24 protein-coding genes and 5 tRNA genes are annotated in these 22950 nt (G+C 71.3%); 13 read left to right on the top strand and 16 right to left on the bottom strand.

Annotated features, from left to right (window positions below):
• The first annotated feature begins 62 nt into the window (after nucleotides 1-62).
• Together cofC and PV350_RS12910 are read left to right on the top strand one after the other, a co-directional pair.
• Nucleotides 63-776, top strand: a complete 714-nt coding sequence (gene cofC, locus PV350_RS12915; protein WP_500333802.1) for a 2-phospho-L-lactate guanylyltransferase — start codon at nucleotides 63-65, stop codon at nucleotides 774-776.
• A 10-nt stretch (nucleotides 777-786) separates the two neighbouring features.
• Nucleotides 787-1005, top strand: a complete 219-nt coding sequence (locus PV350_RS12910) for a hypothetical protein (RefSeq protein WP_499514193.1) — start codon at nucleotides 787-789, stop codon at nucleotides 1003-1005.
• A gap of 76 nt (nucleotides 1006-1081) precedes the next feature.
• Here PV350_RS12910 and PV350_RS12905 read toward each other — a convergent pair whose 3' ends face one another.
• From PV350_RS12905 to leuC, 4 genes are all read right to left on the bottom strand, one after another.
• Complete coding sequence (locus PV350_RS12905; RefSeq protein WP_499514192.1) at nucleotides 1082-1693, bottom strand: HU family DNA-binding protein; 612 nt, start codon at nucleotides 1691-1693, stop codon at nucleotides 1082-1084.
• A 123-nt stretch (nucleotides 1694-1816) separates the two neighbouring features.
• Nucleotides 1817-2050 carry an SCO5555 family protein gene (locus PV350_RS12900; RefSeq protein ID WP_018562075.1) on the bottom strand — a complete coding sequence of 78 codons (234 nt, stop codon included), beginning with the start codon at nucleotides 2048-2050 and terminating at the stop codon, nucleotides 1817-1819.
• A 133-nt stretch (nucleotides 2051-2183) separates the two neighbouring features.
• A complete protein-coding gene (gene leuD / locus PV350_RS12895) occupies nucleotides 2184-2777 on the bottom strand; it encodes a 3-isopropylmalate dehydratase small subunit (RefSeq protein ID WP_499514191.1) in 594 nt (197 codons plus the stop codon).
• 5 nt (nucleotides 2778-2782) lie between these two features.
• Complete coding sequence (gene leuC / locus PV350_RS12890) at nucleotides 2783-4204, bottom strand: 3-isopropylmalate dehydratase large subunit (protein ID WP_499514190.1); 1422 nt, start codon at nucleotides 4202-4204, stop codon at nucleotides 2783-2785.
• Nucleotides 4205-4365: 161 nt separating this feature from the next.
• Between leuC and ndgR the strand changes: the two genes are divergently transcribed.
• On the top strand, nucleotides 4366-5082 hold the full coding sequence (ndgR, locus tag PV350_RS12885; protein ID WP_499514189.1) for an IclR family transcriptional regulator: 717 nt from the start codon (nucleotides 4366-4368) through the stop codon (nucleotides 5080-5082).
• Nucleotides 5083-5098: 16 nt separating this feature from the next.
• Here ndgR and PV350_RS12880 read toward each other — a convergent pair whose 3' ends face one another.
• Nucleotides 5099-5599: a DUF4188 domain-containing protein gene (locus PV350_RS12880; protein WP_499514188.1), complete on the bottom strand. Its 501-nt coding sequence runs from the start codon at nucleotides 5597-5599 to the stop codon at nucleotides 5099-5101.
• A gap of 81 nt (nucleotides 5600-5680) precedes the next feature.
• On the opposite strand from PV350_RS12880, the gene PV350_RS12875 reads away from it, so the two are divergent.
• On the top strand, nucleotides 5681-6325 hold the full coding sequence (locus PV350_RS12875) for a MerR family transcriptional regulator (protein WP_500333797.1): 645 nt from the start codon (nucleotides 5681-5683) through the stop codon (nucleotides 6323-6325).
• A gap of 78 nt (nucleotides 6326-6403) precedes the next feature.
• On the opposite strand, the gene PV350_RS12870 is transcribed toward PV350_RS12875, so the two are convergent.
• From PV350_RS12870 to PV350_RS12825, 10 genes are all read right to left on the bottom strand, one after another.
• Nucleotides 6404-6476, bottom strand: a tRNA-Glu gene (locus PV350_RS12870).
• 18 nt (nucleotides 6477-6494) lie between these two features.
• Nucleotides 6495-6566 (bottom strand) — tRNA-Gln (locus PV350_RS12865).
• A 12-nt stretch (nucleotides 6567-6578) separates the two neighbouring features.
• Nucleotides 6579-6651 (bottom strand) — tRNA-Glu (locus tag PV350_RS12860).
• 27 nt (nucleotides 6652-6678) lie between these two features.
• Nucleotides 6679-6751 (bottom strand) — tRNA-Glu (locus tag PV350_RS12855).
• Between the two features lie 17 nt (nucleotides 6752-6768).
• Nucleotides 6769-6840, bottom strand: a tRNA-Gln gene (locus PV350_RS12850).
• A gap of 88 nt (nucleotides 6841-6928) precedes the next feature.
• Complete coding sequence (locus tag PV350_RS12845; protein WP_500333795.1) at nucleotides 6929-7648, bottom strand: HAD family hydrolase; 720 nt, start codon at nucleotides 7646-7648, stop codon at nucleotides 6929-6931.
• Between the two features lie 9 nt (nucleotides 7649-7657).
• Nucleotides 7658-8617 (bottom strand): pseudouridine synthase, encoded by a 960-nt coding sequence (locus tag PV350_RS12840; protein WP_500333793.1) that lies wholly within the window; start codon nucleotides 8615-8617, stop codon nucleotides 7658-7660.
• Nucleotides 8618-8686: 69 nt separating this feature from the next.
• Nucleotides 8687-10171: a glutamate--tRNA ligase gene (gene gltX / locus PV350_RS12835; RefSeq protein ID WP_500325621.1), complete on the bottom strand. Its 1485-nt coding sequence runs from the start codon at nucleotides 10169-10171 to the stop codon at nucleotides 8687-8689.
• Nucleotides 10164-10955: a fumarylacetoacetate hydrolase family protein gene (locus PV350_RS12830; RefSeq protein WP_499514183.1), complete on the bottom strand. Its 792-nt coding sequence runs from the start codon at nucleotides 10953-10955 to the stop codon at nucleotides 10164-10166. Before PV350_RS12830 ends, gltX begins: the two co-directional genes overlap by 8 nt.
• Nucleotides 10956-11040: 85 nt before the next feature.
• Nucleotides 11041-11229, bottom strand: a complete 189-nt coding sequence (locus PV350_RS12825; RefSeq protein WP_499514182.1) for a hypothetical protein — start codon at nucleotides 11227-11229, stop codon at nucleotides 11041-11043.
• 566 nt (nucleotides 11230-11795) lie between these two features.
• Between PV350_RS12825 and PV350_RS12820 the strand changes: the two genes are divergently transcribed.
• The 9 genes from PV350_RS12820 to PV350_RS12780 all read left to right on the top strand — a co-directional run bounded on the left by PV350_RS12820 (nucleotide 11796) and on the right by PV350_RS12780 (nucleotide 22652).
• Nucleotides 11796-15278, top strand: coding sequence for a sensor histidine kinase (locus PV350_RS12820; protein ID WP_500333791.1), 3483 nt, complete (start codon nucleotides 11796-11798; stop codon nucleotides 15276-15278).
• 9 nt (nucleotides 15279-15287) lie between these two features.
• On the top strand, nucleotides 15288-15701 hold the full coding sequence (locus PV350_RS12815) for a roadblock/LC7 domain-containing protein (protein WP_018562063.1): 414 nt from the start codon (nucleotides 15288-15290) through the stop codon (nucleotides 15699-15701).
• A gap of 79 nt (nucleotides 15702-15780) precedes the next feature.
• Entirely contained in the window at nucleotides 15781-16188 is a 408-nt protein-coding gene (locus PV350_RS12810) for a DUF742 domain-containing protein (protein WP_361792631.1), read from the top strand.
• Complete coding sequence (locus tag PV350_RS12805; RefSeq protein WP_078620110.1) at nucleotides 16169-16777, top strand: GTP-binding protein; 609 nt, start codon at nucleotides 16169-16171, stop codon at nucleotides 16775-16777. Before PV350_RS12810 ends, PV350_RS12805 begins: the two co-directional genes overlap by 20 nt.
• A gap of 462 nt (nucleotides 16778-17239) precedes the next feature.
• Complete coding sequence (locus tag PV350_RS12800; protein ID WP_500333800.1) at nucleotides 17240-20338, top strand: sensor histidine kinase; 3099 nt, start codon at nucleotides 17240-17242, stop codon at nucleotides 20336-20338.
• A gap of 9 nt (nucleotides 20339-20347) precedes the next feature.
• Nucleotides 20348-20761, top strand: coding sequence for a roadblock/LC7 domain-containing protein (locus PV350_RS12795; RefSeq protein WP_018562059.1), 414 nt, complete (start codon nucleotides 20348-20350; stop codon nucleotides 20759-20761).
• A 71-nt stretch (nucleotides 20762-20832) separates the two neighbouring features.
• On the top strand, nucleotides 20833-21372 hold the full coding sequence (locus PV350_RS12790) for a DUF742 domain-containing protein (RefSeq protein ID WP_499514180.1): 540 nt from the start codon (nucleotides 20833-20835) through the stop codon (nucleotides 21370-21372).
• Nucleotides 21353-21931 (top strand): GTP-binding protein, encoded by a 579-nt coding sequence (locus tag PV350_RS12785; protein ID WP_089224993.1) that lies wholly within the window; start codon nucleotides 21353-21355, stop codon nucleotides 21929-21931. Before PV350_RS12790 ends, PV350_RS12785 begins: the two co-directional genes overlap by 20 nt.
• Nucleotides 21932-22085: 154 nt before the next feature.
• Nucleotides 22086-22652, top strand: coding sequence for an SUKH-4 family immunity protein (locus tag PV350_RS12780; protein WP_500333788.1), 567 nt, complete (start codon nucleotides 22086-22088; stop codon nucleotides 22650-22652).
• A gap of 72 nt (nucleotides 22653-22724) precedes the next feature.
• Here PV350_RS12780 and PV350_RS12775 read toward each other — a convergent pair whose 3' ends face one another.
• Nucleotides 22725-22943 carry an acyl-CoA carboxylase epsilon subunit gene (locus PV350_RS12775; protein WP_089224994.1) on the bottom strand — a complete coding sequence of 73 codons (219 nt, stop codon included), beginning with the start codon at nucleotides 22941-22943 and terminating at the stop codon, nucleotides 22725-22727.
• Between the last annotated feature and the right edge of the window lie 7 nt (nucleotides 22944-22950).

Genomic DNA, 22950 nt, shown 5'->3' with positions numbered 1-22950 from the left:
GTTGGGGGCAGGGTGGCGGTGGGCCCGGGGGACCCGAGCACAATAGTTCGGTGTCACCACCCGTGGAATGGTCGCTCGTCGTCCCGCTGAAGCCGCTGGCCGCCGCCAAGAGCCGCCTCGCGGAGGCCGTCGGCCCCGTGCGGCCCGGGCTGGCACTGGCCTTCGCGCAGGACACGGTGGCCGCCGCCCTCTCCTGCGAGGCGGTACGAAATGTGACGGTCGTCACCGATGATCCGCTCGCCGGGGCCGCGCTGTCGGCCCTCGGGGCGCACGTCCAGGCGGACTCCCCGGCGGCCGGGCTCAACGCCGCGCTGCGGCACGGCGCCGACGTGGTCCGCAGGCGCCACCCCACGGCGGCCGTGGCGGCCCTGAACGCCGATCTCCCGGCCTTGCGGCCCGCCGAACTGGCAGCGGCGCTCCGCGCGGCCGCCCGGCGCCCAGGACGGTCGTTCCTGGCCGACGCGGCCGGAATCGGCACCACGCTGCTGGCGGCCACCGCCGGGACCGCCCTCGCGCCGGCCTTCGGGGGTCCCTCACGGGCCCGCCACCGGGCGTCCGGCGCCCACGAGATCGTCCTGCCGGACGTGGACTCCGTGCGCCGGGACGTGGATACGGGCGAGGACCTGGCCGCCGCCCTGGTGCTGGGGGTCGGGCCGCACACGCGGGCGCTGCTGCGGCCCGGACTTCGGGCGGCTCCGCAGGAGGGTCCTGCGGGGCCCGGGCCCGCCGGGTGCCCGGCCGCGGGCGCACCCGCTCCGGGAAGCGGTGCCCGATAGGCTGGGGCCCATGCAGGCCACCGCGTACACCTACGACCCCGAGACCCGCGCCGGCAGCGTGCTGCTGGACGACGGGACGCCGCTGCCGTTCGACGCGGCGGCGTTCGACGCCGGGGGCCTGCGGCTGCTGCGGCCCGGTCAGCGGGTGCGGATCCGCACCGAGGGCGGCGGGGACGGGCGCCGGGTGGTGTTCGTGACGCTGCAGACCTTCCCCGACCCGGGGGCCTGAGCACATGACGGCACGGGCCGGGTGCCCCTGAGTCAGGGGTACCCGGCCCGTCGGCGTGTGCGGGTCCGCGGAATCGTTACCGCTTCGCGGTCCGCTTGGCAGCGGTCTTCCGGGCCGCTGACTTGGCGGGCGCTTTCTTGGCCGGGGCGGTCTTCTTGGCGGTCGCCTTCTTCGCCGTGGTCTTCTTGGCGGTCGCCTTCTTCGCCGTCGTCGCCTTGGCCGCGGTGGTCTTCTTGGCCGTGGCCTTGGCGGCGGTGGTCTTCTTGGCCGTGGCCGCCTTGGCAGCGGTGGCCTTCTTCGCCGTCGTCTTCTTCGCGGCGGCCTTCTTGGTGGTGGCCTTGGCGGTGACGCCTCCGCTCAGGCTGCCCTTGGGCGCCTTCTTGACGGAGACCTCTCCCATCTTGGGGAGCTTCTTCGACCCGCTGACCAGGTCCTTGAAGCCCTGACCGGCGCGGAAGCGCGGGACGGAGGTCTTCTTGACCCGGACCCGCTCCCCGGTCTGGGGGTTGCGGGCGTAGCGGGCGGGACGCTCCACCTTCTCGAACGAGCCGAAGCCGGTGACCGAGACCCGGTCCCCGCTCACCGTCGCGCGGACGATCGCGTCCAGGACGGCGTCGACCGCGTCCGCGGCCTGCTGACGGCCGCCGAGCTTGTCGGCAATCGCTTCAACGAGCTGCGCCTTGTTCACGTCTTCCCCTTCGGAAACTTGCCCGGCGATGAAGTTCGGGCTTTTTCGCACGCTAGGCGGATATATACCGCAAATCAAATACGAAACGGGCGAATCACCCTTGTGCCGCAACGAACTCGGGGCTCAGGAAGACCTTTGATCGGGGAATCGGCCTTCGTCGAGGTCCTTCATCAGTTCCTCCAGACGCCTTGCCGCACCTGCGAGATCGTGCTTCGCGGCCGCGGTGATGACGAGCAGCCGCCGGGTCAACTGCATCCTGACGTCCTCCGGCACTTGCAGACCCGCCACCCGGGTGTGGGCCTGCTTCAACCTGGCAGCGAGGAACCCGTACAGCTCGAGTTGGCCATCGTGTTCCATGTGCCGATTGTGTCATCTGCGGTGAGTTGTCACGAGGTGTGGAGCCGAACACGCCGCAGCGCCCCCCGCCCGGTGGGGGCGGGGGGCGCTGCGGAGGTGGGCCGGCGGCGGCCGCGGGGGGCCGCCGGACCGCTCAGACCTGCAGGGTCTGCGGCTTGAAGGAGGGGCGCTTGGTCTCGTAGGCGGTGATGTCGGCCTCGTTCTGCAGGGTGAGGCTGATGTCGTCCAGGCCGTTGAGCAGCCGCCAGCGGGCGTTGTCGTCCAGTTCGAAGGGGGCGGTGATCCCCTCGGCGCGGACCTCGCGGGCCTGAAGGTCGACGGTGATCTCGGCCGTCGGGTCGGACTCGGTCAGCTTCCAGAGCTCCTCGACCGTCTCCTGCGGCAGGATCACGGTGAGCAGGCCGTTCTTCAACGAGTTGCCGCGGAAGATGTCGGCGAAGCGCGCGGAGATGACCGCCTTGAAACCGTAGTTCTGCAGGGCCCACACCGCGTGCTCGCGGGAGGAGCCGGTGCCGAAGTCCGGGCCCGCGACCAGGACGGTCGCCCCCTGGCGCTCGGGCCGGTTGAGGACGAACTCGGGGTCCTTGCGCCAGGCCTCGAACAGGCCGTCCTCGAAGCCGTTGCGGGTGACCTTCTTCAGCCAGTGGGCCGGGATGATCTGGTCCGTGTCGGCGTTGCTGCGGCGCAGCGGGACGGCGCGGCCGGTGTGCGTGGTGAAAGCTTCCATCGTTCTCAGGCCTCCAGGACGGCTGCGCCGGGCAGATCGGCGGGGGACGAGAGGTGGCCGGTGACCGCGGTCGCGGCCGCGACCTGCGGCGACACCAGGTGGGTGCGGCCGCCCTTGCCCTGCCGTCCCTCGAAGTTGCGGTTGGAGGTGGACGCTGAGCGCTCACCGGGGGCCAGTTGGTCGGGGTTCATGCCCAGGCACATCGAGCAGCCCGCGTGCCGCCACTCGGCGCCGGCCTCCTTGAAGACCTTGTCCAGGCCCTCCTCCACGGCCTGCAGGGCGACCCGGACCGAGCCGGGCACGACCAGCATCCGCACGCCGTCGGCGATCTTGCGACCCTTGACGACGGAGGCGGCGGAGCGCAGGTCCTCGATGCGGCCGTTGGTGCAGGAGCCGACGAAGACGGTGTCGACCTTCACCTCCCGCAGCGGCGTACCGGGCTCCAGGGCCATGTACTCCAGGGCCTTCTCGGCGGCCAGGCGGTCGCTGGGGTCCTCGAAGCCGGCCGGGTCCGGCACGGAGGCGCTCAGCGGGGCGCCCTGGCCGGGGTTGGTGCCCCAGGTGACGAACGGGGACAGGGAGGCGGCGTCGATGACGACCTCGTGGTCGAAGACGGCGTCCTCGTCGGTCCTGAGCGTGCTCCAGTACGCGACCGCGGCGTCCCAGTCCTCGCCCTGCGGGGCGTGCGGACGGCCCTGCAGGTAGTCGAAGGTGGTCCGGTCGGGGGCGATCATGCCGGCCCGGGCGCCCGCCTCGATCGACATGTTGCAGATGGTCATCCGGGCCTCCATCGAGAGCTTCTCGATGGCCGAGCCGCGGTACTCGATGACGTAGCCCTGACCGCCGCCGGTGCCGATCCTGGCGATGATCGCCAGGATCAGGTCCTTGGCGCTGACGCCCTCGGGCAGCTCGCCGTCGACGGTGATCGCCATGGTCCTGAACGGGGCCAGCGGCAGGGTCTGGGTGGCCAGCACGTGCTCTACCTGGCTGGTGCCGATGCCGAACGCCAGCGCGCCGAAGGCGCCGTGGGTGGAGGTGTGGCTGTCGCCGCAGACGACCGTCATGCCCGGCTGCGTCAGGCCCAGCTGCGGGCCGACGACGTGCACCACGCCCTGCTCGACGTCGCCCAGCGGGTGCAGCCGCACCCCGAACTCGGCGCAGTTCTTGCGCAGCGTCTCCAGCTGCGTGCGCGACACCGGGTCGGCGATGGGCTTGTCGATGTCGAGGGTGGGGGTGTTGTGGTCCTCGGTCGCGATGGTGAGGTCCAGCCGGCGCACCGGGCGGCCGTTCATCCGCAGACCGTCGAAGGCCTGCGGGCTGGTGACCTCGTGGAGCAGGTGCAGGTCGATGAAGAGGAGGTCGGGCTCGCCCTCGGCGCGCCGTACGACGTGATCCTCCCAGACCTTTTCCGCGAGTGTCCGTGCCATCGCATTCCCTCCGACCGGCCGCTCTGCCGGCCTGTTCGTCGTTGCCCTGCGTGTCCGCCCCCTTGTGGGGAGTGGCCGCAGCGGCCCTGTGCATTCCAGCGTGCCGCGTCCGCCGGAAAATTGAACTTGCGTTTCACAGAGTGAGACGCGAGTATCGTTGCATGGACAACAGTAGTGGCGTCGGCGTTCTCGACAAGGCGGCTCTGGTGCTCAGCGCACTGGAGTCCGGCCCGGCCACCCTGGCCGGGCTCGTGGGCGCCACGGGTCTCGCCCGCCCCACCGCACACCGTCTTGCCGTCGCCCTGGAGCACCACCGGATGGTGGCGCGCGACATGCAGGGGCGCTTCATCCTCGGCCCGCGGCTGTCCGAACTGGCCGCCGCGGCGGGCGAGGACCGCCTGCTGGCCACGGCCGGGCCGGTGCTCACGCATCTGCGGGACATGACCGGCGAGAGCGCCCAGCTCTACCGTCGCCAGGGCGACATGCGCATCTGCGTGGCCGCCGCCGAGCGGCTGTCCGGACTGCGGGACACCGTCCCGGTCGGCTCCACGCTGCCGATGAAGGCCGGCTCCGCCGCCCAGGTCCTGCTCGCGTGGGAGGAGCCGGAGCGGCTCCACCGCGGGCTGCAGGGGGCCCGCTTCACCGCCACCGCGCTGTCCGGCGTACGGCGCCGCGGCTGGGCCCAGTCGATCGGCGAGCGCGAACCGGGCGTGGCGTCCGTCTCGGCCCCGGTGCGCGGCCCGTCCAACCGCGTCGTGGCGGCGGTCTCCGTCTCCGGCCCGATCGAGCGGCTCACCCGGCACCCCGGGCGCATGCACGCCCAGTCCGTCGTCGACGCCGCCGCCCGCCTGTCCGAGTCCCTGCGCCGCAGCGGCTGAGCCCGGGACCCCGGCCTCAGGCCGCCCGCCCCTCGCCGGCCTTCAGACGCTGGGCCGCCGTCTCACCGCGGCGGCCCACCGGGACGACCCCGGTCGCGGCGCCCAGCCCGAAGGCGGGCATGTCGACGTACACGGACTCGTAGCCGCCCGCCGGCACGGCGTACGTCTCGTGCCAGAAGCCCACCCTGCCCTTGCCGGCCCGCGCGCGACGGTTGAACGCCGCCCATGCGGGCCGGTGCTGCTTGTCCTGCTGGGAGGCGTAGGCGAAGAGCTGCTCCGTGGACTTCCAGTACTGGACGACGTAGATCACACGGGGCCCGCCGAACAGCAGCCGGTACCCGAGGAACCCGCTCCCGTCGTCCTGCGACAGCTCCCGCAGCATGCGCGGCATGGCCCGGAACACCGGGAGCCAGCTGCCCAGGGACCGGAAGCGGTTGATCCGCATCCCGATGAGGAACACGACGATGCCTCCCTCGGCGGCGGCGGTGTTGCGGCCCGGAATCACCTGCGCGGACATGAGGAACCCCTGTCGGTCGTCTTGGATAGTGGCACTATCCATGCTTGGATAGTGCCACTATCCAATGGAGGGCGCAAGGGAATGCGACTGGCCGAGCTGAGTGAACGCAGCGGCGTGGCGACGGCCACGATCAAGTACTACCTGCGCGAAGGGCTGCTCCCGCCCGGCCGTCGCGTCACGGCCACGCAGGCCGAGTACGGGGAGGAGCACCTGCGCCGGCTGAAGTTCGTCCGGGCGCTGATCCAGATCGGCAAGGTGCCGGTGGCCACCGCGCGGGAGGTGCTCGCCGCGGTGGAGGACGAATCGCTCAACCAGCACCTGCGGCTCGGTGCCGCCACCTTCGCCCTGCCGCACGGCCCGGAGCCCGACGAGGACGACCCGGCGACCGAGACCGCCCGCCGCGAGGTGGACGGGCTGATGGCCGAACTCGGCTGGCGGTACGGCGGCGAGGAGCACGGCCCCTCCCCCGCGTACCGGATGCTCGTGACGGCGGTCGCCGCCCTGACCCGCCTCGGATATCCCAGCAGCGCACGGCACTTGGCGCCCTACGCGCGACTGGCCGCCCAACAGGCCGTCCACGACCTGGATCTGGTCGAGACGTACGACACCCCGCTGGAACAGGCGGCCGCCGCCGTGACGCTCACGGTGCTCTACGAGCCCGTGCTGCTGAGCCTGCGCCGGCTCGCCGAGGCCGAGGAGTCCCGCCGCCGCTTCGGAGTTGGGTGAGGCGGGCCGCCGGGAACGGGCGCGCGGGCGGGGAAACAGGAGAGGCCCCCCGCCGAAGCGGGGGGCCTCTCCTCGATGTACCCCCGACCGGATTCGAACCGGCGCTACCGCCTTGAGAGGGCGGCGTGCTAGGCCGCTACACAACGGGGGCAAGTCTTGTGGAAATGTGCTGGGGTACCAGGACTCGAACCTAGACTAAATGAACCAGAATCACTCGTGCTGCCAATTACACCATACCCCATGGTGTGTCAAGTACCCCCGACCGGATTCGAACCGGCGCTACCGCCTTGAGAGGGCGGCGTGCTAGGCCGCTACACAACGGGGGCCCTAGCGATCCCTGCCAGAGAGATCAGTACCCCCGACCGGATTCGAACCGGCGCTACTGCCTTGAGAGGGCAGCGTGCTAGGCCGCTACACAACGGGGGCTTTGCAGAAGATCTGCGCTGGGGTACCAGGACTCGAACCTAGACTAACTGAACCAGAATCAGTCGTGCTGCCAATTACACCATACCCCACCAAAACTCAACCCCCCGTGGGGGGTTTTGTTTGGCCGCGCCTCCCGCACTGGCCTTTTCGGCCCGCCCGGGCGGCGCAGGAAGAACATTACCCGATCGGTGACGGGGCTCCAAAACGAGTATCCGCCGCCAGAAGTGCCGGCAGCTCCGCGAGCCCCGTGATCCGCCGCAGGTCCGGCGCGGTGACGGAACCCGTACGGTCCAGCCACACCCCGTACAGGCCCGCCGCGTCGGCGCCGCGCGCGTCGGTGTCGGCCTTGTCGCCGACGTAGGCGACCTCCGCCGGGGGCAGTCCCAGCGCCTGGCACGCTCCCAGGAAGGCTTCCGGAGCGGGCTTGGCGTGCCCCAGTTCCTGCGAGCACACCAGGCACTCGAAGCGGTCGCGCAGGCCCAGCCGGGTCAGCTTGCGCTCCTGGTGGGCGGTGCTGGAGTTGGACAGCAGGCCGTGCCGGTAGCCGGGGGTGAGGGCCTCCAGGGCCGGTACGACGTCGGGGAAGACCGCCCAGGCGGCCTCGAAATGGACGTAGTACGCAGCGAACCAGGCGTCGGCCGCGGCGTCGCCGACGGCCGGCCCCAGCAAGGCCCTGACCCGCTCCCTGCGGTGCTCGGCGAAGGTCAGCTCGCCGGTGAGGAAGCGCGTGTAGTGCGCCTCCATGACCTCGCGCCACGTCCGCAGCGCCCGCTCCTCGCCGCCGAAGGCGCCGAGCAGACCCTCGGCCTCCAGGTGACGCAGCGCTCCGGCCCGCTCGGCGCCCGAGTAATCGAAGATCGTGTCGTCGATGTCCCAGAGCACGGCGCGGATCGGCATATGCCGACTCTAGCCCTGTGCTCCGTCCGGGGTACCGGCGCGCGGCGGACACCGGGTGAACAGCGTCCGGCCGCTCTCGAAACGGTGCCGCTCCCCCGTCACGGGGTCATCGAACTCCAGCACCCGGGCCAGCAGCAGCAGCGGGCGGGAGAAGTCGCCGGGCGCGGCGGGCGGCAGGACGTGCGGGTAGACGGGGTCGCCGAGGATCGGCACCCCCAGGGCGTTCATGTGCACCCGCAGCTGGTGGGTACGGCCGGTCTCGGGGCGCAGCCGGTAACGGGCCAGCCCGTCGCGGTGGTCCAGCAGTTCCACGTGGCTGCGGGCGTTGGGTTCGCCGGGGACCTCCCGGGCCGCCATCCGTCCGCGCTCCTTGACGATCCGGCTCTCCACCGTGCGCGGCAGCGCCAGGGCGGGGTCGTGCCGGGCCACCGCCTCGTACTCCTTGCGGGCCAGCCGGTCCCGGAAGATCGTCTGGTAGGCGCCGCGCAACTCGGGGCGGATCACGAACATCACCACGCCCGCCGTGAGCCGGTCAAGGCGGTGGGCCGGGCTCAGCCCGGGCAGCGCGAGGTCGTGGCGCAGCCGGGTGAGCGCGGTCTCCACGACGTGGCCGCCGCGCGGCATGGTGGCGAGGAAGTGCGGCTTGTCGACGACGAGCAGCCGGTCGTCCCGGTGGAGCACCTCGATGCCGAAGGGCACCGGGACCTCCTGCGGCAGCTCCCGGTGGAACCAGACGTAGCCGCCCGGACGGTAGGCGGCGCCGGGGGCGAGCGGGCCGTCGGCGCCGTGCACCTCCCCCGCCGCGAACATGGCGTCCACCCGCTCCGGCGACACCGCGGCGCCGAGCCGGTCCACCAGGTGGTCGCGCACCGTCGCCCAGGTCCCGGTGCCGGGCAGCCGCACGCGCACGGGGTCGACCCCGCGGCGCTGGGGCAGCGGGGGGATCGGGGGCCTGGTCCTGCGGCGCATGACGTGGTCCGGGAAGCGTGCCGCCCCGGGCTCTGGGTGCAGGGCCCGGGGCGGATCGGCCTGCCGCGGTCAGCCGGCCAGCTTCGCCAGGGCGGCGTCGACGCGGGCCAGGGTGCGCTCACGGCCGAGCACTTCGAGGGACTCGAAGAGCGGCAGCCCGACGGTGCGGCCGGTGACGGCGACCCGGACCGGCGCCTGGGCCTTGCCGAGCTTGAGGCCGTGGGTCTCGCCGGCGGTGAGGACGGCGTCCTTCAGGGCCTCGGCGTTCCAGTCCGCGGCCGCCAGGTTCTCGCGGGCGGTGGTGAGCAGCGCCGAGGCGGCGGCCGCGTCCTTCATCGCCTTCTGCCAGGACGCCTCGTCCTCCACCGGCGTGTCGAGGAAGAGGAAGTCGACGTTGTCGGTGATGTCGGAGAGCACGGTCAGACGGGTCTGCGCGTGCGGCGCGATCGCCTCGAAGGCGGCCTGGTCGAACGCCTCGGGCGCCCAGGGGGCGAACGGGGCCTTCAGCCACGGGCCGCAGGCCTCGGCGAACGCCTTCACGTCCAGCAGGCGGATGTGGTCGGCGTTGATCGCCTCGGCCTTCTTGAGGTCGAAGCGCGCCGGGTTGGCGTTGACCGCGTCGATGTCGAAGGCGGCCACCATCTCCTCGACGGTGAAGACGTCGCGGTCGGCGGAGAGCGACCAGCCGAGCAGCGACAGGTAGTTCAGCAGGCCCTCGGGGAGGAAGCCGCGCTCCCGGTACAGGTTGAGGGAGGACTGCGGGTCGCGCTTGGAGAGCTTCTTGTTGCCCTCGCCCATGACGTACGGCAGGTGGCCGAAGTGCGGGGTCGTGCCGTTGCCGACGCCGATCTCGGCGAGCGCGCGGTAGAGCGCGATCTGGCGCGGGGTGGAGGACAGCAGGTCCTCGCCGCGCAGCACGTGCGTGATCTCCATCAGCGCGTCGTCGACCGGGTTGACCAGCGTGTACAGCGGGGCGCCGTTGGCCCGGACGATGCCGTAGTCGGGCACGTTGTCCGGGGTGAAGGTCAGCTCGCCGCGGACGAGGTCGGTGAAGGTGATCGTCTCGTCGGGCATGCGGAAGCGGACGATGGGCTCGCGGCCCTCGCGCTCGTACGCGTCGACCTGCTCGGCGGTGAGGTCGCGGCAGTGGCCGTCGTAGCCGGAGGGGCGGCCGGCGGCGCGGGCGGCCTCGCGGCGCTCGTCGAGCTCCTCGGTGGTGCAGTAGCACTTGTACGCGTGGCCGGACCCGAGCAGTTTCGCGGCGACGTCCTTGTAGACGTCCATGCGCTGCGACTGCCGGTAGGGCGCGTGCGGGCCGCCGACCTCGGGGCCCTCGTCCCAGTCGAAGCCGAGCCAGCGCATGGCCTCCAGCAGCTGCTGGTACGACTCCTCGGAGTCGCGGGCGGCGTCGGTGTCCTCGATGCGGAAGACCAGGGTGCCCTGGTGGTGGCGGGCGAACGCCCAGTTGAACAGGGCGGTGCGGACCAGGCCCACGTGGGGGTTGCCGGTCGGCGAGGGGCAGAAACGTACGCGTACGGGTGCTGCGCTAGTCACGCTTGATCACCTTGTTGGTGAGAGTGCCGATGCCTTCGATGGTGACGGCGACCTCGTCGCCGACGTGGAGCGGTCCGACCCCCGCCGGGGTGCCGGTGAGGACGACGTCGCCCGGGAGCAGCGTCATGGCCTCGGTGATGTGCACGATCAGGTCCTCGATGGAGCGGATCATCTGGCTCGTGCGGCCGGACTGGCGCGGCTCGCCGTTGACGGTGGCGGTGACGGCGAGGTCGTTGGCGGCGGCGAGGTCGAGGTCCGTCTCGATCCAGGGGCCGATGGGGCACGAGGAGTCGAAGCCCTTGGCGCGCGCCCACTGCTTCTCGGCCTTCTGGGCGTCCCGCGCGGTGACGTCGTTGGCGCAGGTGTACCCGAGGACGACCTCGGCGACGCGCTCGCGCGGGACCTCGCGGCACATCCGGCCGATGACGACGGCGAGCTCGGCCTCGTGGTGCACCTCCTGCGAGAAGGAGGGGTAGACGATGGGGTCGCCCGGGCCGATCACCGAGGTGGACGGCTTGAAGAAGGCGACCGGGACCTCCGGCACCTCGTTGCCCAGCTCGGCGGCGTGTTCGGCGTAGTTCCGCCCGATCGCGACGACCTTGCTGGGGAGCACGGGCGGCAGCAGCCGGACCTTGCTCAGCGGCACCTTCGTGCCGGAGCGCTCGTACTCGGCGAACGGGATGCCCTTGATGATGTCGAGGACGAGTCCGTCCGGGACGGACTCGTCGCCCTCGACGACGCCGAAGGCGACATTGCCGTCGATGGAGAACCTGGCGATGCGCACGGGAAGCAGCTCACCTCACTGGCCGGAGACTGACGCTCCAGGTTATCCCGGGGGTGGCTCCCGGACCTGCCCGCCGAGCCGCGCCTCAGGCGGTCGGCAGCTCCGTCAGGACGGTGCGGCGGGGGTTGGCGGTCTGCCGGGGCAGCACGACGGCTTCCGCGTCCTCGACGGCCGGAGCGACCTCTGCGGTCCGCATGTCCTCGGCGTCCGCCAGGTGCGCGAGGGTGGTGCGGCGCGGGTTGGCTATGGGTCGCATGATCATGGTCGTCTTCATGGGCCGGTCAGAACCTCGTGTTGTTACCGGGCGCCCTGGCAGGCGCGGTTGACGTAGTACACGGCTGTGTCAAACGTCAATCTATCGGCGCCCATTCCCCGATCTGGATGACCAATACAACTGACGGTCTGTGATTTTGCTCACGAACGCGGGGACAAGCAGGGCGAATCGGTCGGCCGCCCGATACCAGCGAAACCGACATCACGGCCCATCCGGACTCTTCACCCCCGGTTGGCAGCAGCCGGGCGCCGGCCGGCGGACCCCAACACCCCTGGAGAAAGCCCGGATTGCCGGAAGACATCCGAAAGGCCACCGACACCGTGTGATCCACCGGACGCACTGAGTCACGTATTCCACTCGAAACCTGTCGGCCCTTGTTGGACGTGCGGCACTGTGCTGGAATTCCCCGGACCGCCGTATCAACAGATGCCGGCGCGCAGGGGGGAGCGTGCGATCGCCGAGCGGCGGCGGCCAATGGGTATCCGCCGGGGAGGGCGGGACTCCGAAGACTCGACACCGTCCTGCCGCCCGTGCGGGGGACGCCTGGTCCAGAGGTTGCGACGCTAGTGCAGGGACGTTTCAAGAGGGATGGCGGCGCTGCGGGCGACCCGGAACAGCGCGGTGGGACCGATCACGGTCCCGCCCGCCGGGATGAAACCGCAGACGCCGGAACCGCGGGCGCACAGAGCAGCGCCACGCCGGGAAGCGGTGTGCGCACCGGCCCGAAGCACGGCTCCCGAATAGCCATGCGCAACTGGCGCATCAGCACTCGTCTGGTGTCGCTGCTCGCGCTGCCGGTGGTCGCCGCGACCACCCTGGGTGCGCTCCGCATCCAGAGCTCGCTGGAGAACGTGCAGCAGCTGGAGGCCATGACCTCGCTGACCGACCTCACGGAGCAGGCGACCAAGCTCGCCGCCGCGCTCCAGGAGGAGCGAGACGTCTCGGCCGGCCCGCTGTCCAGCACGCCCCGGGACTCGGAAGACGACAACATCGCGGCCGCGCTGCAGAAGACCAAGCTGGCGCGCACGGCGTTCGTCAACGCCGCCAACGAGGTCTCCCCGGACCTCACGGGCGTCAACGCCTCGCTGACCGCGATCAGCCGCCAGCTCGGCACCCTGAACGCCATCCGCGAGCGTGCGTACGACCAGCCGGGCTACGTCGCGCAGACGGTCAGCGAGTACGACGAGCTCATCCGCTCGCTCATCGACCTCTCCCAGGAGATGGCCGAGGCGACCGGTAACTCGGACATGATCTCCAGCACCCGCGCGCTGGCGGCGTTCTCGTCCGCCAAGGAGTACGACTCCATGCAGCGCGCGATCGTCAGCGCCGCACTGGCCGACAACAGCAACCTCAGCTCCAACGACTTCCGCTACCTGCAGGGCGCCCACCGCTCCGAGGGCACGGAACTCAAGCAGTTCAGCCAGATCTACGGCCGGACGAACGCCGAGGAGCTCCTCAAGGGCCTCAACGGCGGCAACGACATCGTCACCAAGGTCGACGAGCAGGCGGACCGCATCGCGGCCTCCGAATCGAGCATCCAGAACTTCCAGGGCACCTACCTGGACTGGGACGACGACGCCAAGACCAAGATCCAGCTCATGGGTCAGATCGAGCAGACCCTGCTGCAGCAGATGCAGCAGAAGGCCCTGACGCTGCGCGACGAGGCCCAGCAAGAGGCGATCATCAGCGGTGCGCTGATCCTCCTCGTGCTCGGCATCTCGGTCGTCGGCGCCTTCGTCGTCGCCCGGTCTATGGTCCGCTCGCTGCGCCGGCTGCAGGACACCGCCCAGGAAGTCGCCCAGAAGCGACTGCCCGAGCTGGTCAAGCAGCTCTCCGAGTCCGACCCGCAGGACGTCGACACCTCGGTCGAGTCGATCGGCATCCACACCCGCGACGAAATCGGCCAGGTGGCCCGCGCGTTCGACGAGGTCCACCGCGAGGCGGTCCGACTCGCCGCCGAACAGGCGCTCCTGCGAGGGAACGTCAACGCGATGTTCACCAACCTCTCGCGCCGCAGCCAGGGCCTGATCCAGCGTCAGCTGAGCCTGATCTCCGAACTGGAGTCCCGCGAGGCCGACCCGGACCAGCTGTCCAACCTCTTCAAGCTCGACCACCTCGCGACCCGTATGCGCCGGAACGGCGAAAACCTCCTCGTCCTCGCGGGCGAGGAGCCCGGCCGCCGCTGGACCCGCCCGGTCCCGCTGGTCGACGTCCTCCGCGCCGCCGCCTCCGAGGTGGAGCAGTACGAGCGCATCGAGCTCACCTCGGTGCCGGCGGTCGAGGTCACCGGCCGCGTCGTCAACGACCTCGTCCACCTGCTCGCAGAGCTGCTGGAGAACGCGACCTCGTTCTCCTCCCCGCAGACCAAGGTGCGGGTCACCGGTCACGCGCTGCCCGACGGCCGCGTGCTGATCGAGATCCACGACACCGGCATCGGTCTCTCCCCGGAGGACCTCGCCGACATCAACGAGCGGCTCGCAAACCCGCCGACGGTGGACGTCTCCGTCTCCCGCCGCATGGGTCTGTTCGTGGTCGGCCGCCTGTCCCTGCGGCACGGCATCCGGATCCAGCTCCGTCCGTCCGACTCGGGCGGCACCACCGCGCTCGTCATGCTGCCGGTGGACGTCACCCAGGGTGGCGCCAAGCCCCAGCCCGGCGCGGGCAACCGCGGTCAGCAGCCGGGCGGTGCCCCCGCCGCGGCTCCGGGCGCTCCCGCGCCGGCCATGGGTGGCGGCGGCGGTACCGGCCTCGCCGGCATGCACCGCGGTGGGCAGCGCGGCCAGGTGTCCGGTTCCGCCTCGCGTCCGGCCCTCAACTCCGGTCCCGGTATGGGCCCGCAGGGCGGCCGCCCGGCCGGCCCCGGTGCTCCGACGGCGCCCGGGCCGCAGCGCTCGGGCCCGAGCTGGGCCAACGAGCAGGTCCCCGGTGGCCAGGGCCGACCGCAGCAGCAGCAGCCGCAGCGACCGGCCGCTCCCCCGCAGCGTCCGGCGGCGCCGCAGCCGATGGGCGCGGCCCACGGCCCCGAGGCCGACATGCCGCGCGGTCACGAGGACCTGGAGTCCACGGCGCAGTTCGAGCGCCCGGACTTCAACGCCATGCCGCACACCGCACCGGCGTACGGCGGTCCCCAGACCCAGCAGATGCCGCAGATGCCGCAGATGCCGCAGCACGGCGGCCAGCCCCAGCAGATGCCGCAGCACGGTGGCCAGGCCCCGCAGCAGCAGGGCCAGTTCACCCGCAGCGACGTCTTCCAGCGTCCCGCGGCACCACACGTGCCGCAGGCGCCACAGACCCCGCCGGCCGCCCCGGCGGCGCCCCAGGGACCGCGCCACTCCGGCGGGTACGCCCAGGGACCCGGCGCCGCCCACCAGCAGCGTCCCGCGGCCCCGCAGGCCGACCGGCAGCCGCTGCCGGCCGTCAACGAGCCGATGGCGCTGCCCCCGGCCCCCGTTCGTCACGACGAGCCGAGCCCGATCTTCGACTCCCTCGAGTCGGACTGGTTCCGTACCGGTCGCGCCGAGCGCATGCAGCAGGTGCACGTCGAGCGCGGCCCTGTCGGCCCGCAGCAGAACGGCAACGGCCCGGGCGCCGCAGCGCCCACCCGGCCGCCGCAGCGCCCGCAGCAGCCCGCCCCGCAGCAGCACCCGCAGCAGCCGCAGCGGGCCCGCGCCGAGCACGCGGCGCCGCCCTCGCACCCGGCACAGCCGGCGCACCCGCCGCAGCCCTCGCAGCCCCCGCGGCGCGACTCGGCGGCGTGGCGGTCCTCGCCGAACGACGAGGTGTGGGAGCGCGCGGGCCAGGTCCGCCAGCCGTCCGCGGGCGGGGTCACCCCCTCCGGGCTGCCGCGGCGGGTCCCCAAGGCCAACCTCGTCCCGGGAGCCGGTGCTCCCCAGCAAGCCCCACAGGGCGGTCCGCAGGTTTCCCGGGCCCCCGACGACGTGCGCGGACGCCTGACCAACCTCCGTCGCGGTATCCAGCAGGGTCGCCAGGCCGGTACGGGAACGACCGACGGCCGCGGCTTTGGCACCACTCACCAGCAGGAGCGTTAGTTGAGTCAGATGAGCCAGGCGGCACAGAATCTGAACTGGTTGATCACCAACTTCGTGGACAACACCCCCGGGGTGTCCCACACCGTGGTGGTATCCGCCGACGGCCTGCTGCTGGCCATGTCCGAGGGTTTCCCCCGTGACCGTGCCGACCAGTTGGCGGCCGTCGCCTCCGGCCTCACCTCGCTGACCGCGGGCGCGTCCCGCATCTTCGAGGGCGGCAGCGTCAACCAGACCGTCGTGGAGATGGAGCGCGGCTTCCTCCTCCTGATGTCGGTCTCGGACGGATCCTCGCTGGCCGTACTGGCGCACCCCGAGTGCGACATCGGCCTCGTGGGCTACGAGATGGCCCTGCTCGTCGACCGAGCGGGCGCCGTTCTCACCCCCGACCTGCGCGCAGAACTCCAAGGCAGCCTGATGGGCTGAGCTCCTCACCGGAGCCCGGCCGAATGCACGCCCCATGACTACTCGCGACACGCGTCCGCTCTTACCCGGAGGACCATTCATGACCCCGCCGCCCGCCTCGCCCGGCCCGTACGGCGCGCCCCACCATGCGCCGTACGGGGGCGAAGGCGACCAGCCGCTGGTGCGGCCGTACGCCATGACCGGTGGTCGCACCCGGCCGCGCTACCAGCTCGCCATCGAGGCACTGGTCAGCACCTCCGCGGACCCGAGTGCCTACCAGGGGCTGCTCCCCGAACACCAGCGCATCTGCCACCTGTGCATGGAGATCAAGTCGGTCGCCGAGATCTCCGCACTGCTGGGGATCCCGCTGGGGGTGGCCCGGATTCTGGTGGCCGACCTGGCTGAGGCCGGTATGGTCGCCATCCACCAGCCGAGCAGCGGCGAGGCCGGCGGACAGCCTGATGTGACACTGCTCGAAAGGGTGCTCAGTGGACTTCGCAAGCTCTAGGCCGGGGCAGCAGGCGGCGTACGGTGCGCCGCCCGCGGCCCGGTCCACCACCTCGGCGAAGATCGTGGTGGCGGGTGGCTTCGGCGTGGGCAAGACCACGTTCGTCGGGGCGGTCTCGGAGATCAACCCGCTCCGTACGGAGGCCGTGATGACCTCGGCATCCGCGGGCGTGGACGATCTGACACACGTGGCCGACAAGACCACGACGACCGTGGCCATGGACTTCGGTCGTATCACGCTCGACGACGACCTGATCCTGTACCTGTTCGGTACGCCGGGCCAGGACCGCTTCTGGTTCATGTGGGACGACCTGGTCCGCGGTGCCATCGGCGCCGTCGTCCTGGTCGACACCCGCCGACTGGCCGACTGCTTCCCGGCTGTCGACTACTTCGAGAACAGCGGTCTGCCGTTCGTCATCGCCCTCAACGGCTTCGACGGCCACCAGCCGTACACGCCCGACGAGGTCCGGGAAGCGCTGCAGATCGGCCCGGACGCCCCCATCATCATCACGGACGCCCGGCACCGCGCCGAGGCGAAGAGCGCGCTGATCACGCTCGTCGAACACGCGCTGCTCGCTCGTCTCAAGTAGGCATTCCAGCTTGCCACTTCGCGTATGGACCGGCTGTGTCTTTTGACATGGCCGGTCCTTCTGTTCATAACGTTTCGACCGCGAATCGGAACAACCCGAACACCGCCCGCGCCCAGTCGGCTTCACTGCGCATACATCTACCCAGTGAATTGCCACCGCTTTACGCTTATGCCCGTTTTAACCGGCGCGTGATCATGGCTTCGCAGTCCTCGCCGGACGTTTGTGGAGCACCCCCATGACGTGCTGGAATTCATCGAAACCCGAGAGTAGGAACGGCGCCGCCCGCGCCGTCGCCGAGAGGTTGTTGGTCGAGTGAGGAACACGAGGCGAGCAGAGCCGGGTCCCGCGGACCACCCGCGTGGCAATTTCACCCCGCCTGCGCGATACGGCACGGCTCAGGCCGCTGCCCCCCAGGCGGCCACCGCGCCCGAGCCGGTGACGAGCCCGGGCAGCCGCTTCGCCATGCGCAACTGGCGGGTGGCCACCCGTCTGAACGTCATCCTCCTCATCCCGGTGATGGTCGCCCTGGTCTTCGGCGGCTTCCGGGTGCAGAGCTCGGTGCAGACCTGGCAGGACGCCGACGACGCGGTGCGGACCGCCAACGCCGTGCGCGCCGCCGTGGACTACGCCAACGCCGTCCTGAACGAACGCGACCTCAGCGTTGTTCCCCTGCTGGCCGGCGACACCGAGAACAAGGACGTCGTCGCGACCCGCGCGGCCACCGACCAGGCGGCCGCGAAGTTCGACGCCGCCGTAGCCGAGCTGCCCGTGAGCGACCGGCTGCAGCGCCGCGTGGCGAACATCCGCGAGGGCGAGAAGGTCCTGGCGAAGCTGCGTGACACGGCCTTCACCCGGCAGCTCCCGGGCGTGCAGACCGAGGAGAAGTACGTCGAGGTCCAGCACCCGCTGATGGAGCTCGCGAACGAGCTGGGCTTCGGCACCAACAGCATCGCCTCCTACGGCCGCACCCTCTACGCGCTCGAACTGACCAAGGCCGCCGAGTCGCTGACCCGCTCCATCGGCACCCACCTGCTCGTCGAGGACCGCGACAAGCTCGTCGACGGCGAGCTGAAGCTCCAGCTGACCGCCTTCACCTCGTACGCCTACCTCCAGCAGGTCGCCCTGGAGGAGTACCGGGGCGGTGGCACCGACGCGGACTACCAGCGGCTGCTGGACGCACAGGACGCGGCCCTGGAGAAGGGCAAGGAGCAGGTCGCCCAGGCCGTCCAGGCGGCCAAGCAGGCAGGCCAGCCCTTCAAGGCCCCGCCGAGCCTGGAGAACATGATCAAGCTGATCGCCTCCGGTGCGAGCCCCGAGGAGCTCAAGGCCCAGGGCGTGACCGCGGAGAGCTGGTTCGGCGCGACCACCCTCGCCTTCGACGCCTACAAGAGCGTCGAGCAGCACCTGGCCAACCAGGCGTACAACGACTCGAGCGACATCGCCGACAGCGCCCGCATCGAAGCGATCGTCAACTCCGCCATCGTGCTCGTCGCGCTGATCATCGCCTTCATCGTGGCCGCGATGGTGGCCCGCTCGATGAGCAACAGCATGCGACGGCTGCGCACCGCGGCCTTCGAGGTCGCCGAGCAGCGCCTGCCGGCCCTGGTCGACCAGCTCTCCCGCACCGATCCGGGCAAGGTCGACACCCGCGTCCAGACGATCCCGATCACGTCCAACGACGAGATCGGCGAGGTCGCCCGCGCCTTCGACCAGATCCACCGCGAGGCCGTACGGCTCGCCGCCGAGCAGGCCCTGCTCCGTGGCAACGTCAACGCGATCTTCACCAACCTCTCCCGCCGCAACCAGGGCCTCATCCAGCGCCAGCTGACGCTGATCACGGACCTGGAGAACAACGAGGCGGACCCGGACCAGCTGGAGAACCTCTTCAAGCTGGACCACCTGGCGACCCGCATGCGCCGCAACGGCGAGAACCTCCTGGTCCTCGCCGGCGAGGAGCCCGGCCGCCGCTGGAACCAGCCGGTCCCGCTGGTCGACGTGCTCCGCGCCGCGGCCTCCGAGGTGGAGGCGTACGAGCGCATCGAGCTGGTCGGCATCCCCGAGACCGAGATCCACGGCACCGCGGTCACCGACCTCGTGCACCTGCTGGCCGAGCTGCTGGAGAACGCCACCACGTTCTCCTCGCCGCAGACCAAGGTGCGGGTCACCGCGACCCGGCTGCCCGACGGCCGCGTCATGGTCGAGATCCACGACAAGGGCATCGGCCTCACCGCCGAGGACTTCGCGGACATCAACCACAAGCTGGCCGAACCGCCGACCGTCGACGCGTCGATCTCCAAGCGCATGGGCCTGTTCGTGGTCGGCCGCCTCGCCGACCGGCACGGCATCCGCGTCCAGCTCCGCCCGTCCGGCGAGCAGGCCGGCACCACCTCGCTGGTCATGCTCCCCGAGCCGATCACCCACGGTGGCGGCGGCGAGGAGATGCCGCTGGAGGACGACTTCACCGTGTCCCGGATCGTGCCCGAGCTCGAGACCCCGCAGTTCGCCGCTTACGGGCCGACCGCCGCGGAACTCGGCTTCGACGACTCGCGCTACGAGCGCGCCGAGGCCCCGGGCGACACCCGCTCGCTCGACCCGGTCGGCCGCTCGCTCATGCGCGACCAGCGCCGTGCCCAGCTCGAGGCCGCGGCCGGCGACCGTGCCCCGGAGCACCTGCCGTTCGAGGGCGACGCCCAGGAACAGGGCTACCAGGAGACCGGCGCCGAGGCCGCGTTCCAGGAGACCCCGTTCCAGGACAACGGTTTCCAGGACAACGGCTTCCCGGCGAACGGCTTCGACCAGCAGGGCTACCAGGAGCCGCAGGTCCAGCCGTTCCAGGAGCAGCACGGCTACGACGCGCAGCCCGGGTTCCAGGAGCCGGTGTACACCGAAGGCGGCTACGCCGAGCAGGGGTACGCCGCTGCGCAGAACGGCTACACCCAGGACGACTGGCAGCAGCAGAACGGGTACGCCCAGGAGCAGTGGACGGCGACGCCCGGCGGCGAACTGCCGCAGACGGCCCAGCCGCAGGCTTTCCCGGCCCAGGCGACGGCCGATTCCGCCACAGCCACCCCCTTCGAGGCCCCGGAGCGCGTAGGCTTCGACCGACCGGCTCCGGCCACCGGCCCGCTGCAGTCCTCGGTGACCGACGCGGGCCTGCCGCGCCGTGACCGCGGATGGCAGCAGTCCGGCCCGGCGGCCCCGGCGCAGCCGGAGCCCCAGTCGGCGGACGGCTTCCCGGCGCAGCCGGCGCCCTCCGCACCTGCGTCGGACGGGGAGTCGGAGTGGCGCTCCACGAACGACGACAACTGGCAGCGGGCCGAACAGGCCCGCAAGCCCAAGGCGGGCGGGGTCACCCCCTCCGGCCTGCCCCGACGGGTCCCCAAGGCCAACCTGGTCCCGGGTACCGCACAGCAGACTCCGCAGGGCGGACCGATGGTCTCCCGTGCACCCGAGGACGTCCGTGGCCGCCTGAGCAATCTGCGGCGCGGTGTCCAGCAGGGACGCACTGCGGGAACTGACACGAACGGCCAGGGCTTCGGCCCCAAGCACCAGGAGCGTTAGTTGAGTCCGATGAGCCAGGCGGCACAGAACCTGAACTGGTTGATCACCAGTTTCGTGGACCAGACCCCAGGGGTCTCCCATACGGTTGTGGTCTCTGCCGACGGCCTGCTGCTGGCGATGTCCGAAGGGTTCCCGCGGGACCGCGCGGACCAGTTGGCCGCGGTGGCCTCCGGTCTGACCTCGCTGACCGCGGGTGCCTCGCGCATCTTCGAGGGCGGGCACGTGAACCAGACCGTCGTGGAGATGGAGCGCGGCTTCCTCTTCATCATGTCCGTCTCGGACGGTTCCTCGCTGGCCGTGCTGGCGCACCCCGAGTGCGACATCGGCCTCGTGGGCTACGAGATGGCCCTGCTGGTCGACCGCGCGGGCAACGTGCTCACGCCCGATCTGCGTGCGGAATTGCAGGGCAGCCTGCTCAACTAACGGACAGGCATGCGGGCGCGTCTGGAGACCCGTAGGGTTTTCAGACGCGCTACCCAGCTGGAGGAGGAACCGTGGCAACGCCCCCAGGCGGAGATCAGTACGGCAATCACCAACAGCAGCCGCCCTTCAAGCGGTTCGACTTCCCCTCGGCACCCAGCCAGGACCCAGGTCCCGGCCCCATGCCGTCGCACCGGCAGCCGAGGATCCAGCCGTACGAACCCCCGCAGGCGCCACCGCCTCGGACAGCGCAGACCGGGCGTTCCAAGCCGCCGTCCGGTCTGGTACGCCCCTACGCCATGACCGGTGGCCGCACCCGGCCGCGCTACCAGCTCGCCATCGAGGCACTGGTCAGCACGACCGCCGACCCGGTCCAGCTGCGGGGCCAGTTGCCGGAGCACCAGCGGATCTGCATCCTCTGCCGGGAGATCAAGTCGGTCGCGGAGATCTCCGCGCTCCTCTCCATCCCCCTCGGCGTCGCCCGAATCCTCGTCGCCGACCTGGCGGAGGCCGGGCTCGTCGCCATTCACCAGCCCGGTGGCGACGATGCCTCGGGCGGACAGCCAGACGTGACACTGCTCGAAAGGGTGCTCAGTGGACTTCGCAAGCTCTAGCGGTCCAGCTCGCTCAACCACCTCGGCGAAGATCGTGGTGGCGGGCGGCTTCGGCGTGGGCAAGACCACGTTCGTCGGTGCCGTATCGGAGATCAACCCGCTGCGTACCGAAGCCGTGATGACCTCCGCCTCCGCGGGGATCGACGATCTGACGCACGCGCCGGACAAGACCACGACGACCGTGGCGATGGACTTCGGCCGTATCACCCTGGACGAGGACCTGATCCTCTACCTGTTCGGCACGCCGGGCCAGGACCGCTTCTGGTTCATGTGGGACGACCTGGTGCGCGGCGCCATCGGCGCGGTCGTCCTCGTGGACACCCGCCGGCTGGCGGACTGCTTCCCGGCCGTCGACTACTTCGAGAACAGCGGTCTGCCGTTCGTCATCGCCCTCAACGGCTTCGACGGCCACCAGCCGTACAACCCCGAGGAAGTCCGCGAGGCCCTCCAGATCGGTCCCGAGGCCCCCATCATCATCACGGACGCCCGGCACCGCGCCGAGGCCAAGAGCGCGCTGATCACGCTGGTCGAGCACGCGCTGATGGCGCGTCTGCGGTAGCGGTTCCCGCTTCCCGTACGACGCGAAAGGCCCCGCACGGCATGTGCGGGGCCTTCGCGTCGGGCCGGACCACAGGAGGACCGTTGCCCGCACCCTTCGGACCGGACGACCCGGCGCACCTCGGCCTCCCCGCAGGCCCGGGATGATCGCCCCCGTGACGGCCGCTTCCCTCGCCGCGGTCTTCGCCCCGGAGCAGATCGTGCGCGTCCGCGCCACGGGGCAGGACGCAGGGCCCACGCACGGGCCCACACGCGGCTTCCTGGCGGACGTGGGCCTGCCGGTGGCCGACGGTGTGCTCTTCGAGCTCCGGAAGGACCTCGCGGGCGGCCCGACGCCGCTGCGGGCCGCATCCCGCGTCGAGGACCTGACGGACTACGAGGGGTTCTCCCCCGGCGTCCACCGGTGGCTGCACCTGGGCCGGGCCATCCACGGTGAGGTGGCCCTCGACGGCGGCACCGGAAGGGTGCACGTGGTCGACCACGAGGTGCGCAGGATCGAGTGGATCCACACCGACGTCTCGTCGATGGTCCACGGGATGTGCCTGCTGCAGCTCAGGCGCCCGGACTACGACCCTCCCGGCGTGTTCCCCGAGATCGACGACCTCATCCGGATCGCCGAGGAGATCCGCGACGCCCTGACCGCCGTCGATCCCGTCCCGTTCGGCACGGGCGACGGGCTGTGGGAGGCCGTCTTCGACGACATCGCGGGCGGCATGTGGTGAGGACGTCCCCGTACGACGACGGCGGCGCGGCACCCGCGAGGGGGTGCCGCGCCGCCGTTCGGAGCCGGAGGGTCAGCTGCGCCAGCTGTGCGGCGCGCTGAAGCCGGACTGCCGCTCGAGGCGGCGCCAGCCGGCCGTGGAGCGGGGCTTGACGTAGTCGGTCGCGTCCTGGCCCTGGGCCGCGGCGCGGGCGAGCAGGACAGCGGTGAGTGCGGCCAGTTCCTCGTCGCTGGCGTGGCCGCGCTCCACGCGCACGAGCGCGGCGGAGGTGCTGTCGGCAGGAGTGCTCACGGGGTTC

This window comes from Streptomyces sp. PA03-6a, from assembly GCF_033792765.1.
GTDB lineage: Bacteria > Actinomycetota > Actinomycetes > Streptomycetales > Streptomycetaceae > Actinacidiphila.
The sequence above is the reverse complement of the archived record's forward strand: the minus strand, read 5'-3'. Positions and strand labels throughout refer to the sequence as shown.